Source organism: Candidatus Lokiarchaeum ossiferum, from assembly GCA_025839675.1.
GTDB lineage: Archaea > Asgardarchaeota > Lokiarchaeia > Sigyniarchaeales > Promethearchaeaceae > Lokiarchaeum > Lokiarchaeum ossiferum.
Genome location: CP104013.1, coordinates 133,846 through 148,279 on the forward strand (window position 1 = coordinate 133,846; position 14,434 = coordinate 148,279).

The window sequence follows — 14,434 nt, forward strand, 5'->3', positions numbered from 1 at the left end:
ATAAAAAAAAAATGAGTAATATTATGGAAGAAATCTTCGAGTTTTTAGACAAGAATCAAAATGATCAAGCGGTTCAACTCATCAAAGAAAATTTGACCAAAAGAGATCAATCCTTTATTGAAGATTTAGTTCCCAGCTTAGGTATAATCACCAATACTTCCATAGAAGTGGTGGAAGCAATAATGCCCTCTTTATTGGGAATATTAAATTTTGACGATGATGTAATTCGGTATTCTATTATTATTTCGATTAAAAAGTTTGTAGAAGAACATAAGGAACTAATTTTCCCCTATATTGAAGACTTTCTTAAATACGGGTCTCCAAAAAAGCGCGAAGGGATTTTACTTCTCCTACAATATGTGGCTGAAACCGATCCAAAATCAATGGAGCCATATTATGATATTATAATTACCGAGTTGGCCGATTCTGAAGATTATGTTCGCAAAAAAGCCGTAGAAGTATTACAAGCTATCGGGAAAGAAGATCGAAATGAAATTGAATCACGAATTCTCAAATTTCTCAAATCCATGGAAGAAGAGTCGCAAAAGCAACAAAATGGGGAGAATATCCTCAAAGCTGCTGATGAAATTTTAGCTAAAAATACCGAAAATTCCCCTATCGACCCTGTGGATCAAATTCTAATTGATGCTGCTGATAAAGTATTAAAAAAAGGGTCCGATGGATCCTCAAAACGTGCACCCGAAGATGAATTAAGAGATGCAGCCGGTAGTGTTCTCAAAGAAATTGTTGATATCAAATCTCTAGAGAAAATTGAGCTGGAAAAGCGCCAAATGGAAGCCCAATCGAAAGCTTTGAAAGAGAAAATTGAAGAAAATGATCAAAAAATGCAGCTCGAAAAACTGCAATTGGAAGAGGAACAACGACTTATTGAACAAAAGCGATTGGAACAAGAAAAAGAACGTCTCAAGAAAGAAGTGGAACTGCTCGAAAAGCAACAAGAACTTAATAAAGTCAAACAAGAATTAGAACTCAAACGAATTGAAGAAGAAAAAGCTCATATCATCGCTAAAGAAGCCAAAAGGATTCAGAAAAAAATGAATCAACTGGAAAAAGAAGGTGATTCTGAGGATGAATTCGAAGAATTACTGTAATCTTGCCCAGTTTCTAATTTCCGAAGATTTATCATCTCTTTTTTGTTTGTTTTTTGGCTCTTGACTCAAAAAGACAAACAATTTTACCATAACACAACAACCAAAACATGGGATATATTATGACAAAATTAAAAGCTGTAATACTTGCCGCGGGAGAAGGCAAACGGTTAGCTCCTTTAACCGACACCCGCCCAAAACCAATCATTCCAATTGCGGGAAAGCCACTTTTGCAACATACTATTGAAGCCTTGAAAACCCAAGGTATTGAAGAAATTTTATTGATTGTGGGTTACCGCAAAGAACAAGTTATTGAATATTTTCAAGAAGGCCTTCAATTCGGTGTGCAGATCACTTATATTGAACAAACCGAATTCTTAGGAACTGGACATGCCGCAAATTTAGCCAAAGATTTTGCGGGATCTGATCCCTTCCTCTTAATTTATGGAGATTTATTCATGGATTCTGCAATTTATCACCTTGCCATTCAAAAATTTCAAGAAGACAATTGTGATGGCGTCATCACTGCTAAACAAATGCCCGATCCAACTAAATGGGGTATTTTAAAAACAGATGTGGGTGGATATTTAGAGCAGTTAATCGAAAAACCATCGGATGATAGATATGGAAATCTCGCAAATGCAGGAGTTTATTTATTTGATCCTTCGATATTTGAAAGTATCCATGAAACCCCCCTCTCGAGTCGCGGTGAATATGAATTAACTGAATCTATTGAAATTCATCTTCGCAAGAAAAAGAAATTTGCAGTCGTTGATATCTCTGCTCATTTTTGGAGTGATGTCGGTCACCCATGGCAATTGTTAGACGCCACAAAGCATGTTATCGAGATGTTGCCCGGAGATCCGGTCACCAAAACCCATTCTCCTCCCGCCCAAGTAATTAATCATGGTGGGAAAGTTGAAGAGGGTGTGACGATCCATGGAACTGTGGTTATTGGGAAAAATACCATATTGAAATCTGGCACTTATATTGAAGGACCCGTTATTCTTGGAGATAACTGCACCATTGGCCCTAATTCCTATCTCCGTCCTTATACTTGTCTTGGTAATGGCTGCAAAGTTGGAAATGGTTCCGAAATCAAAGGGTCGATTATCATGGATAAGACTGCCATCCCGCATCTCTCATACGTGGGCGATAGTATTATTGGAGAAAATGTGAATATGGGGTGTGGCACCATTACAGCTAATTTACGCTTGGATAAAATGCCGATTTCCATGCAAGTCAAAGAGAAACGGGTTAATACCCATTGTAAAAAACTTGGGACTATTATTGGAGATAATGCTCAACTCGGTATTCAAGTCAGCATTATGCCGGGCAAAACCATTGGGGCTAATGCCTATGTCGGCAGTAATACGATTGTTACTGAAAATGTCCCTGCTGATTCGATATATTATATGAAAGTTCAAAATAAAATAATTATAAAAACTTAACCTTTTTTTTAATCCACTACGTACGTTTTGGGAGACTTTTCATTTCGTGAAATTTCACAAGAAATTCAAAAGTTGAAAAAAAATGAAAAACCTTTGAAATAAAAATGTTAAAACCCAATTTTCTCTCAATCATCCCTTGAGAGATAACTTGCATAATCTTTCTTCTGGTCCCCTAATACTAAAAATCCTAGCATGCTTATAGTTCCCAAAAGTAAAATTCCAAGTACAACTAAAAATTCTCTCACGTTAAAAATAATTGGAAGGTTTAAATTCGAAACATCTCGTATTCCAGAATAGGTTGCAACTTTTAATAGACTAGCTGTCCAAGCATATCCTGTTAATAACCCTATGGTTGTTCCGATGATATAGGAACTAAAAATGACAAATATCATTTGAGTTATGATCAGAATGGAAATATTTTTTTTCCCAAATCCTTGTATAAGTAGTAACCCATGATATCGTTGATTTTCTTTCCGATATAGCAAGATTAGAATGATTATACTTAGTACTAAAAAGAAAGTTAGTAAAGTCAGTTCAATATAGACCGGATAGAATTCCGTAATAACACCTCCATGAGGTGAAAATATGCGCGTGGTTCCATCATCAATGTCTGTGGCAGTCTTAATTTCAAGTGAATAAGAATAAATTGCTGATATTTCTTGCATTGGGCAAATTGACTTTAATTCACTTAATTCAAAATGACTCGATAGATTTTTTTCAATAACACCCATGAAATTCAGGGTATCATGAGAGATTTTATCTTCTGGATTAATAAAAAATGCTATATCTGCAAGAATTTCTATATTTCCGCCATATGAATAGGTAATTCCAGGAATAAGACCAATAGTATCAATAATTTTTATTGATAGCGTTGATTGATTTGCAAAAGATTCCGTAAAGGGAAATAGTTTAGGATTTAAAGTAAAAACATCTCCAATCTTGTATTGATTATAATCTAAAAATTCCTCTGTCACTAAGACTCCTAAATCTTCATTGCTATTGACGTTATAATCCATGGTTTTTCGAATTTTTGAACTTAAATCGGGCATACTGGATTGGAGACTGCTCGATTGGGCTAAAACTTCAAACTTAGTGAAATTAGAAAGCACAAGTGTATCATATTCATAACGGTTTCCAGCACTCAAATCACTTTGGGATATAATTGAAGTGGCCCAAACATCTTGGATATCCTCAGAATAATAGGATCTATTTGAGAGGATGTTTTCAATTGTGATTAATTCTTCATAAGTAATAGTTTGATTCCCATCCCTCATATAGCTCCAATCATTTTGTGCCTGAATGTTAAAATCCCCCCCCAAAATTGCGTTATCAATCACTGGATTTCTTACCATATTTGAATTAAGGGATATGTTTGTAAAAATGAAAGTGCCGGAAATTATCGCTAATAGAATGGAAATTACTTTAAGATTATGGTAGCGTAATGTCTCGAGGGCATTTAATAACCCTTTTTCTCCAAGGAAAATTTTTGTAAATTTTTCACATATATTTGCATATAACAATGGTTTTTCAAAAACTAACCACCGCATTAGTCCATATATGATTAAAAATGGGCTGAAAAACGCTAGTACGACTAAGATATTATTATAACTATTTAATGTTTGCGCGAAAAATGCTATATTATCCATTTTTGAATAATATCCCCATTGAATTGAATAGATTAAGATCACTGGAATCCACCCGATAAAAAACAGCGGTAATCCAAATCTTTTGATGTTCTTTTTAAATTCATAATCAAGCGATTTATAGAGTTCTAGTTTAGATTCTCTTAAAAATTTAGATTTTTCTGTAATTGAAGTCTCATTTGGTGTATATTTTGCATCATTAAAAGAAGGCTGAGGTGGGGTTTTCTCTTTCTTTCTTTTCTTTTTCTTTTTCTTCTGTTGAGATAATAATAAATTTTCATTCAGTTGAGCATTTAACCCTAAAGTTTTGACAGATTCAGAAATTTCATAAATTTTTACCTTTTGAAATTGAACAATCATTTTAAGATATATTAAAGCGACAACCAAAGTACTCATGCCAATACTCCCTAATATTAGTCCAAAATTCAGAGTAAATTCCAAATATGATGTGGGAGGATATAATCTAACAAATTCAAAGTTACCTTCACTATTGCCCCCTGATGATCTCGCAAAAAGTAATGGATTTAATCCAACTTGAATAGGTTTATAAAAAATCCAACTGAAAAGAATACTTCCTAAACCAACAACAATTCCAATTATGAAGATCTCCCAAATTAATTGAATGTTTATCATTTTGCGGGGATAACCTTTGATTAAGGACTCATGATACGAAGATAATCGGGAAGTAAAAGATGTTTTTACTAGTAAATTTCCCACGATGATTGCACACATCAATAGAGGGACATTTAGTATTTGATAAGTATATAGCATTTCAGATGAATTTATGAGCTCTCTAAATGTTTGATGCATATCCGTTGTTAATCTAACTGTATCTGATATATGGGAATAATAGAAAGATGACCATTTTTCTTGAAAATTCTGTAGTTCTTTCTCTATTCTATTTGGATTAATCGTGCCACGATCATATTGATAACCAAATCCATTGCTTTGTTTCCAAGGATATGTTGAATTCATTGGTAAAGAAGAATAGGTTGAATTCAAGAGATTTATGTAGGGATTTGACGCAACTGCATTTTGATCTATAACCCCTAATATCACTGCCCGGTTCCATATTTGATAAGTGGCACTGGTTATTGAATCAACAGAATTGAAATCATAATAAAACTGTAAAGAATAATTAAAAAACCTGATCATACTCTGTTTAGGGGCAAAAATTCCGACAATCTGACCGTTTTGTTGATTAAAATTAAGGTTGCGTAAAATTTGGGAAGAGTTTTGTTTATTGTAGATTTTAAGAGTTAAATCCCTCGTATCATTGGAAAAAAAGCCAATTTTTTCCGCTGAAACTATGTCAATTATATATTCGGATGAATTTTGAGGTTTTTTTCCTTCTATCATCTCAAAATCTCTATCAAAATCGGGTGTATTGTAAAAACCTTCATCTGAGAAAAAAAAATCCAAATACTTTGAAGGATCGATTTTATCATCAATTGATGAGAGTCGAATAAAATCATTCGCCATATAGAATATGGGATGACTTGATTCAATGGGAAAATCCGAAATGACATCAGCATTTATGCCAGAATTATTTCCAAAAATTTCTTGGTTAACAAGGAGGTTTGGACTACCTCCAGTCGAATGATATACTCCAATATCAAAATAATTATACTTTAGGTTATTTATTTTGTATAGCTTCACGTTATGAACATAAATATTCATGACGCTTAACATTGCTAAAATCATCGCTAATCCTACGATTAATAAGGGTGTTCGCTTGACATTTTTGAGGGATTGGGTAAGATTGTACTTGAATTTAATTGGCATAGGGATCATTGGTTTTAAATTGCTTTAGGATATGTTTTTTACGAAAAAAGACTAAATTCAATTAGGATTATGCATATCATGCTTGAGATTAAAAATACCTCCAAATTCGTAGGTAATTTTATGACATTCAAGACAAGCCACAGAAATACGACTAACAATTTGCTGATTATGGTTGTACATCGCTCCAGCTTCTCTGTCATAATTTTTAATTATATTGGTTGATTGACAATTAGGACACTGGGATATATCGGAATATAGAGGATAATTTTGTGGACCATTTATTATAAAATGTGCTTCTTTTTGTTTGCGAGTAATTTTAGAAATTGAAGTTTCCTCTTTAACTTCAATATCATCCTCATTTTCATCTTGAGCTAATCGACCGTATTCTTTAACTATTTCCCCATCTTTCAAGATCATAGTTCTATCAGCGATCTTGCGAAAAGCGCTATCATGGGTCACAATAACCATGGCTTTATCTGGATTATCAGCTAAGGCTTTCTTAAAATACTGCATGATTTTTTCCGCAGAAATGGAATCAACATTCCCCGTTGGTTCATCAGCAATAATTATATCTGGATCATTTGCAAAAGCTTGAGCTATTGCAATTCTTTGCTTTTCCCCTCCTGAAAGCGCAAAAGGGCGATGTTTTGCACGATCTTCCATCCCAACTTCTTTTAATAGTGCTTCAACTCTTTCTTGCCGCTCTTTTTTTGGTACTTTTGCCACAATCATGGGCATCTCTATATTTCCAGCTGCAGATAGTGTCGGGATTAAGTTAAAAAATTGAAACACTATTCCTATATGGTTTTGCAAGAGGTCTTGTATTCCTGCATCCTTCAGACGATTTACTTCTAGATCGTTTACTAAAATCGTCCCCGAAGATGGACGGGAAATTCCTGCCAGTACATGTAAAAGAGTCGTTTTGCCAGATCCGCTGGGACCCATAATAACAATTAATTCTCCCGGATAAATATTTAGGCTAATATTTTTCAATGCCATGACCTCATTTTGACCTTGTTTAAAGATTTTATATACTTCTGAAAGCTTAGCAACGGGTTGAGTTTTGGAATTTGTTCGATGATTTGGTAAAGTTTCTGTCATTTTTATCACATTTTTTTTTGGTTTTTTCAATCTATTTCACTGCTTAGTATAAGCAAAAAAAGAATCCATTCTTTGTGTTTTGAAAAAAATAGTATAAAGAAGAATCGATCCCACAAAAATTGATGCCAAATTGATTCCTAAAAGAGGCCAATTAATCAAAATGGGGTATTTTGCCACTGATAATTTAAATTGCCAGTTTTCTTCCACCAGTAATTGTGCAGGGTAGATTTTAAGGGCGAGAATTATTGGTGCAATTACTGTTATAAGTGCAATTCCTAATGAAATAAGGAAAAATAGCAGCAATTGACTGAGTCCAAATAGATACACTTGTTTTCTACTTACTCCTCGGGTTAACAAATTTCCGTAGAAATTAAAATTATCTCGAGTGTTTTGGATGAAAAGTATTCCTTGCCCAAAACAAAGAGTAAATCCTATCAACAACAGGCTGTACAGGGAATAACCTGATTTTGTATTGAACACTGCAAAAGATGATGAATAAGCTAAATAACTATAATCCATTTCTCGAATTTCATAATTAGCTGTATTATTTGCAAGGAACGTATTTACATTTGAATTTTCTTGGATTGAATGTTTCCCTTTTTCTTCCAAGTTGCCCATAAAAACATAATTATGGGCTAAAATGGAACAATTTTCTTGAGAAATCGCATTTACGTCTATGAAAAAACTACTATCCCTTTCCCAAGATGATATTGCATCATAGACACCGGGAAACAAAACGGTTCTGGCAATGAATTCACATTCCAGCCATGTTGATTCTATTTGCATGCTTGTAAAATTAAAGTAAGTTAAATTCACAAAATACGGAGGATTATCCTTGATATTCTCACTATACTCATAATAGTTCCCGACTATAATCCCGATCTTGGAATTAGTGGGATCTTCATTATAACTAATCGTTTTTTGGATCGATTTTATTAAATCTCGTGTGGGAAGATATTGATCTCGGGCCGAATTTAAGGAAAGATATTCAGAATAGTTCAAATAGAACAATTCACGCTCAAATTTGGCTTCGCTTTCTGTACTGGAATATACCTCGGCTTTTTGGGATAGGATGCAAAGATGATTTTCTAAATCGAGTTTTTCGTCTTGAAATACAACGCTAAGATTTTTGTCAAAATCAAAAACTCCTTTCTGAAATGCCAGATTTTCAGGCCCTATATTGATATCAATTGCAATATCCGCCCCAATTCTTCCATTGTCAATCATCATAGGATAACTCGCGCTGGATGTGACAAAGGGGTTCAAAATTAAAATTGATGTTACATAAACCGATATCAAAATTATAATATAACGAAATTCTTTTCGTCGAATCATTTCCAAGCCTACAAGATAATTAATTTCCTTATGGAATGGTTTTGATAAGAATTTGCTCAGCTTGGCAAATCTTCGAGGTGATTCAACAATCAGAAATCTATAAAAGCCATATCCTACAATAAAAATCGGGAATATTGCACCAAACACAAGATATAAAGTTGGTTCGGAGTAAATTCTAATCACAGTCCATCTTAAATTATCCGATACTTCATGGTTTCCTGAATAGATTGCCAGTCCATAAATAAAAATTGGAATCAAAATAAAGGGGAAAAGAAAATAAGATATTTTTCGTATCTTTTTTTCTTCCCCTTCGACACTATCCTCATATTTTTCTTCGTTTTTACTTTGTTTTCGCTTTTCTACTTTCTCTTTTCCATAGGTTGAGTTCTCATCATAAATCCCTGCCAAATATTCTTGATTTTGCAACTCATAAATATCCTGAATTTCAGTTTTCTTTAGAATTTTTAAAAGATGACTGTAGGCAATGCCTATTATAATAAATCCAAATAAAAATGTTATTCCTAACCATAAAGGGTTAACTACCAGTTTAATATCTTGGGGTTCTAATGTAGGGAAAAATAATGGTGTCAAAGTGGTCCGTATCGGATAGAAGAGGATCATTCCGAGTAAAACACTAATTATCATGCTTATTAAACTCAAAATAATTATTTCTTGAATTATTTGAGCCGTAATTTGTTTTTTGGTCATTCCCTTAATCGACATTTGCAGAAAATTGCTTAATCGAGCTTCTTCCGCGTTCTTCATGCTAAAATAAGTAATTAAGAACGTAAAAAGTATTAAGGGGAGATTAATGGCTATACTTAGAAATCTTGTTGAATAAATATAAGATCTTAGACGCAATATCGAATCTCCATAGGTTCGGGTATAAATTTCATGAGAAAATTCTTTTTGCAAGAGCTGATGAACTTTAGTGATTCGATTCTCGTAGGAAATGATTTGATTGTAGTTGATGCTATCAAGCTTAGCCATCAGTGATATTCCATAGTGAATAAGATTTTCAACGTTCTCACTTAATCCAAAATTTATGTCATTTACTGCATCATATAAAGATTCATTATGAACAATGGAGTCATAAAATTGGTATACTGGATGATTTCCCAAGCTTGTTTGTGAAAAATTGGAATAAAAAAAGAGCGGAGCATCCCCAAAATATCCCAGATTGTCTGTTTCTCCTTCTAAAATTTTTTGATAGGTTAAATCCATTTGACATTGGTCTCCATTTAGTTCTATAATTCTTGAGGAAAAAGCGTAAAAACCAACGATTTTTGTGGATTCGAGCTGCATTGTATTAACAATCGTATCTATTTCAGGAAATGTGATATTCAGTTTGTTAGATGTTGGATCTAAATCAATTTGAGGGTGTGAATAGTTTCCGATGAAATAGGTTAGATCATAGGAATCATTCAACTCATACTTACTTTGCAATTTATATGTATAGGGTACTAACACTTCATTTTCGGTTTGAGGTACTCGACCTTCGATAATTTTGAAATTCGTGGTAAACCTTTCATTTTGGTAATATTCTTCTGAATATAACAAAAAATTGATTCTGGGCAGAAAAAACTCGTAAATTCCATGGAAATCGTACACATCCGTCAAATTTACTCTCGCTCCAAAATTACTCCAATGGGATCGAAAATTCAAATACGGGAATGTGTTGAAATCTTTTAGTAAATCTTGATTTTCAGGAGAATTTTCAGAAACCGTCACGAATTGATCTTGAAAACTTTCTATATCATTTGCAATATTATCTGGATTTGGAGATATTGGTTGGGAAGAAGTAACTAAAAATTCTGAATTTGTTTCAAGATGAGAGCCAGAATCCTCCGCGATTCCCGATTCAATCATACAATTTGTTGCAAAGATCATTGCCAGTGAAATACTTACGGAGAGAATTATCAAATAGGATTTTTTTACCCATAAAAACGTGAGTCGAAAGTAGAACGGTATTAAAGATTTCATGATTTTCAATTTCATCTTTTTGAATAATTAATTGTCATTTTATTATAAGAACTTTTTGACAAAAAAGATTTATAATGTCCCAATATGGCTGAACCAATAACCCTCAAACCATTTTTTCTACTCCAAATTGAAATGATTACTATATAAAATTTAATTAATGAAATTTTGATTTTTAAGACTAAATTCCCTATTATTAATCAATCTACGGGTTATGAGATTCTTTAGAAAAAAAGATTGGGAAGAGAAATACCGAGATCAGAATTTTTGCCTCAATTATACAATGAATATTTTGTGATATTTCATTTCAATGGCTTTTTTTTGATCACTTCATTTACCTTTCATGATGTTAAATGAAAATCGTAATTCTTGAACCATTATCCATTAGGCCCTCCCAATTACAAAGATATGTGGATGAACTTCAACAACTCGGCCATTCTGTTGTCCATTACCCTGATAGACCTAATGATACTCCTACGATTCTTTCTCGAGTTCAGGATGCCGATGTAGTAGTGCTCACCAATTTACCTTTTCCCAAAGAAGTAATCTCCCAGTGTGCTAGTTTGAAAATGATTTCCGTCGCCTTCACTGGAGTGGATCACATTGACTTGGATGCGTGTAAGGAACGAAATGTTGTCGTATGCAATGCGGCGGGATATTCCACCTATTCTGTCGTTGAATTAACTTTTGGGCTCATTTTTTCCCTCCTCCGGAATATTCTTCTGTGTGACCACAATATTCGTATGGGAAGAACACGGTGTGGGTTGATCGGGAATGAATTACATGGTAAAACCCTTGGAGTAATTGGCACGGGAGCTATTGGTTCTCAGGTATGTCAAATTGCCACAGCCTTTGGATGCAAGGTGATTGCCTACTCTCGGACCGAAAAAGCCGATTTACAACAACTTGGGGTTCAGTATGTAGCTCTAAATGAAATGTTGCAAAAGAGTGATATTGTCTCGCTTCATCTCCCGTTAAATTCCGAAACGAAAGGCTTGCTTGATCTGCATTCTTTCCAGATGATGAAGAAGACTGCCCTTTTAATTAATTGTGCCCGAGGACCGATCGTGAACACCAAAGATTTACTTCGCGCGCTTGATTTAAAACTGATTGCTGGGGCCGGTCTTGATGTTTTTGATCAGGAACCTCCATTGGATTCCAGTTCTCCCTTGTTTCAAGCGGAAAATCTCGTGGTAACTCCCCATGTTGCTTTTGCTACCCACGAAGCCTTTGAAAACCGCGCCCAAATTGTGTTTGAAAACATTCTTCAGTGGTTGAATGATACTCCAATCAATCAAGTATAATATTAGCGAAATAAAAATCTCTTTCCTTCTATTCATCTTTTCTTTTTCGCTTTTTTAAAACCACATCGGAAAACCTTTTTCATTCCATTCAACTAAGATTAAATACATGACCATCGAAAAAAAATATTTAATTTCGTGTTGGGGGACTATTATCCTCTTCGGTGTTTTGCTCTTTACATTATGGAAAGGGAGTTCCTCTGGGACAACATTGTTCTTAGTCATTTTTATTATAATACTTTGCTTGATTTCGTGCTATTTGGGAAATAAACCGGGAGAATTTCAGGCACCCAAATCATCGGAATCTTAAATCACACACAAAATGTTTTGTGTTGGAAGTTTTCATGCTGCTCATAATTGCATCGTGCTATCTGAAACCACCAATCGATGAATTATGAGAGTAACTCAAGAAACCGGGAACCACCGACTTATTCGAGGTTGTAACTAAAAATATATAACTTAATACAAATAAACTAAATTACATTTATGAATTACTTCAATTTCATTCTAAAACTTATCATCATAATCGCTGCACTTGTATGCGCTATTTTAATCATTAAAAAAGATTCTCTATATCTTGGAAACCGATTGATGGCCGTAGCTATGGTTCTTTTCTTATTTTATACTTTAGGTATTTTCCTTTACGATTTAATCGAATCCGAGTGGGCGGTTCAATTATTCCTACGAATTTCTATGATTTCTGCGATACTTGGGGCCAATTTGATTTATTTTAGCATGCAATGCCTGGTTAATTCGAGTCACTGGTTCAATCAAAAACGAAATTGGATTCCCCACTTCTTTATTGTGTTCATTTATTCCATTTACATTATCTCCATTGATTTCATAACTTTTTCCTTGTTACCTGATGGAGGTGTGAATGTACAGATTTCCCTTCTACCTACTGCAATAATGGGTATTGGAATGCTATTTTATTTAGGATCCAGCTTGTATTTTGTGAATAAGTATGGGATTAAGAAAACAAGCGGAATTCAACAACAAAAAATGAAAATCTTTTCCATGGGGATTATATCAGGCATTTTGAGCATTTTTATGAGTATTTTCAGTCAATTACCATTTTTTACTGATGCAACTGGCTCTCTATTTGATATCTTATTTTTCATGATTTTAGCCTTTTCATTGATGGTCCTGACACTTGGGTTTATTAAGAAAGGGAAGAACGATACGAAAGAAAGTAGAGAAAATAATTGAAACCAACAGTTTGAATCATATAATTTTTTTTACTTAATCCAATAATTTTGTTCAGAAGTAGAAAAAAAAAATTTAAAATTTTTGAACTTATTCTGCGAGTTCTTTAGGAAGATCTTCAATCTCTTCATCCGCATCTTCTTCTTCAGCCGGTGCGGCTTCAGGATCTGATTCCATTTCCTTCTTTTTGCGGACTTTCTTGGCTTTAACAGATTTCCCATGTTCATCTAATTCAATCATTACATCTTCAAAAGTCTCATCCTCGTTGACAATGATGTCGTCGTTAATGCCTTCAGGGACACTGATTACTTTTACTTTCCGTACTTGGCATTCTCGAAGTGGATAGATGGTTTTTGCGATCTTTGAGATGTTTTTAGCGAACTTGCCATTAACGATTCCTTGAATAAACTTCTCATGGGTCATATTTTTGGCAAATTCATTGAGAACTTGGTGGATAATTTTGCGGATGGTGACTTTTTGACTTTTCTTGGCCCGTCGTCGGGTGACAACAAAAGTGCTGACTCGATAAACAACATTATCGGCAGTGGTATAATTGAAAATTCCATCAATTCGGGATGATCCACGATGAATCAAAGAGCGGATAAAATCACGGGTTAATTCATGCCCCCAAAAGATAGTGTTAGCACGTTTACCAGCAATATCGGTAACTTTGAATTTGAGTTTGGTAGTGGTGTGTTTGAAGTTATTGGTTAGATCATACAATAAAATTTCCAAGGTGCGTCCAATGACACTGTCTGGATTGCTGGATGGAATTTGACCAATAAATTCTTCTTTAAATGTTTTTGGAGCGTAAACATCGTACCATTCTTTTGTCTTCCAGTTATCAATGGTTTTTCCTCTTCCTCGTTTTTTAGATTTGCTTGACATTTTTCATTTCACCTTATCGGAGATAAATTTGAATCTTTTCAGGGTCATATTTGAAGTCTTTTGCTACAACGCCCTTTTTACGATAATATTTGATTAACCGTCGGATTTTTGCTTCGGTTCGATTTAAACCTTTGCGGCCTTCTAAATCCTTTTTGTTTTCTTCCAAATGTCGTCTTACCGATACAGCTTTACGAGATAAAAATAGAACATCTTCGGGTAACTTAGGGAGTAAATCGTGTTCTTTCAAGATTTGAGAGATCGATTTTCCAGTTACAATTTTACAAAGAGGGGTTCCATATGCATCACGTAATGTAAGGCCGATAAGTGACATAGATTCTCCCTTTCGGGCTAATTCTACGACTTTTGCTTCCACTTCTTCAGCAGAGTGTGGAAACCATGGTTGAATCTCGAGTTTCGCAGGTCGCGAGCTTCCAGATTTTCCCTTTTTTCGACTGTGCATTCGTGCCATGTTAGTTTCACCAAATTGAAGTAATACGAGTTTATTCAACAAACTTAAATGTGAAATATTCCGGTATATGGTTCAAAGGTTGCTCTTCTCAAGTTTGAACAGATCGTGAGAAGAGTGTAAGTTGATAAAGCAAGCAAAAATATTAAATTTTCCGATTTAGAAAAAG

The 14,434-nt window shown here is 34.2% G+C and carries 10 protein-coding genes; 5 read left to right on the top strand and 5 right to left on the bottom strand.

Annotated elements, in window-relative coordinates; translation table 11 throughout:
* Positions 1-11 precede the first annotated feature (11 nt).
* Both NEF87_RS00595 and glmU read left to right on the top strand, forming a co-directional pair.
* Positions 12-1,112 (top strand): hypothetical protein, encoded by a 1,101-nt coding sequence (locus NEF87_RS00595; protein WP_457918183.1) that lies wholly within the window; start codon positions 12-14, stop codon positions 1,110-1,112.
* Positions 1,113-1,231: 119 nt separating this feature from the next.
* Positions 1,232-2,560, top strand: a complete 1,329-nt coding sequence (glmU, locus tag NEF87_RS00600; protein ID WP_457918184.1) for a bifunctional sugar-1-phosphate nucleotidylyltransferase/acetyltransferase — start codon at positions 1,232-1,234, stop codon at positions 2,558-2,560.
* A 125-nt stretch (positions 2,561-2,685) separates the two neighbouring features.
* Here glmU and NEF87_RS00605 read toward each other — a convergent pair whose 3' ends face one another.
* The 3 genes from NEF87_RS00605 to NEF87_RS00615 are packed head-to-tail and all read right to left on the bottom strand — an operon-like array spanning position 2,686 to position 10,407.
* Positions 2,686-5,988: a hypothetical protein gene (locus NEF87_RS00605; RefSeq protein ID WP_457918185.1), complete on the bottom strand. Its 3,303-nt coding sequence runs from the start codon at positions 5,986-5,988 to the stop codon at positions 2,686-2,688.
* A 57-nt stretch (positions 5,989-6,045) separates the two neighbouring features.
* Positions 6,046-7,089, bottom strand: coding sequence for an ABC transporter ATP-binding protein (locus NEF87_RS00610; protein WP_457918186.1), 1,044 nt, complete (start codon positions 7,087-7,089; stop codon positions 6,046-6,048).
* Positions 7,090-7,125: 36 nt separating this feature from the next.
* Positions 7,126-10,407: an FtsX-like permease family protein gene (locus tag NEF87_RS00615; protein WP_457918187.1), complete on the bottom strand. Its 3,282-nt coding sequence runs from the start codon at positions 10,405-10,407 to the stop codon at positions 7,126-7,128.
* Between the two features lie 350 nt (positions 10,408-10,757).
* Here NEF87_RS00615 and NEF87_RS00620 point away from each other — a divergent pair, with 350 nt between their 5' ends.
* The 3 genes from NEF87_RS00620 to NEF87_RS00630 all read left to right on the top strand — a co-directional run bounded on the left by NEF87_RS00620 (position 10,758) and on the right by NEF87_RS00630 (position 12,914).
* Positions 10,758-11,708 (top strand): NAD(P)-dependent oxidoreductase, encoded by a 951-nt coding sequence (locus NEF87_RS00620; protein WP_457918188.1) that lies wholly within the window; start codon positions 10,758-10,760, stop codon positions 11,706-11,708.
* A 106-nt stretch (positions 11,709-11,814) separates the two neighbouring features.
* On the top strand, positions 11,815-12,015 hold the full coding sequence (locus NEF87_RS00625) for a hypothetical protein (protein WP_457918189.1): 201 nt from the start codon (positions 11,815-11,817) through the stop codon (positions 12,013-12,015).
* Between the two features lie 176 nt (positions 12,016-12,191).
* Complete coding sequence (locus NEF87_RS00630) at positions 12,192-12,914, top strand: hypothetical protein (protein ID WP_457918190.1); 723 nt, start codon at positions 12,192-12,194, stop codon at positions 12,912-12,914.
* Positions 12,915-13,001: 87 nt separating this feature from the next.
* Here NEF87_RS00630 and NEF87_RS00635 read toward each other — a convergent pair whose 3' ends face one another.
* Entirely contained in the window at positions 13,002-13,799 is a 798-nt protein-coding gene (locus NEF87_RS00635; RefSeq protein WP_371804427.1) for a 30S ribosomal protein S3ae, read from the bottom strand.
* Positions 13,800-13,812: 13 nt separating this feature from the next.
* Positions 13,813-14,268 (bottom strand): 30S ribosomal protein S15, encoded by a 456-nt coding sequence (locus NEF87_RS00640; RefSeq protein ID WP_371804428.1) that lies wholly within the window; start codon positions 14,266-14,268, stop codon positions 13,813-13,815.
* Positions 14,269-14,434 lie beyond the last annotated feature (166 nt).

Coding starts and splice junctions, on each gene's coding strand:
- NEF87_RS00595 (WP_457918183.1), top strand. CDS start 12: ATGAGTAATATTATGGAAGAAATCTTCGAGTTTTTAGACAAGAATCAA.
- glmU (WP_457918184.1), top strand. CDS start 1,232: ATGACAAAATTAAAAGCTGTAATACTTGCCGCGGGAGAAGGCAAACGG.
- NEF87_RS00605 (WP_457918185.1), bottom strand. CDS start 5,988: ATGCCAATTAAATTCAAGTACAATCTTACCCAATCCCTCAAAAATGTC.
- NEF87_RS00610 (WP_457918186.1), bottom strand. CDS start 7,089: ATGACAGAAACTTTACCAAATCATCGAACAAATTCCAAAACTCAACCC.
- NEF87_RS00615 (WP_457918187.1), bottom strand. CDS start 10,407: ATGAAATCTTTAATACCGTTCTACTTTCGACTCACGTTTTTATGGGTA.
- NEF87_RS00620 (WP_457918188.1), top strand. CDS start 10,758: ATGAAAATCGTAATTCTTGAACCATTATCCATTAGGCCCTCCCAATTA.
- NEF87_RS00625 (WP_457918189.1), top strand. CDS start 11,815: ATGACCATCGAAAAAAAATATTTAATTTCGTGTTGGGGGACTATTATC.
- NEF87_RS00630 (WP_457918190.1), top strand. CDS start 12,192: ATGAATTACTTCAATTTCATTCTAAAACTTATCATCATAATCGCTGCA.
- NEF87_RS00635 (WP_371804427.1), bottom strand. CDS start 13,799: ATGTCAAGCAAATCTAAAAAACGAGGAAGAGGAAAAACCATTGATAAC.
- NEF87_RS00640 (WP_371804428.1), bottom strand. CDS start 14,268: ATGGCACGAATGCACAGTCGAAAAAAGGGAAAATCTGGAAGCTCGCGA.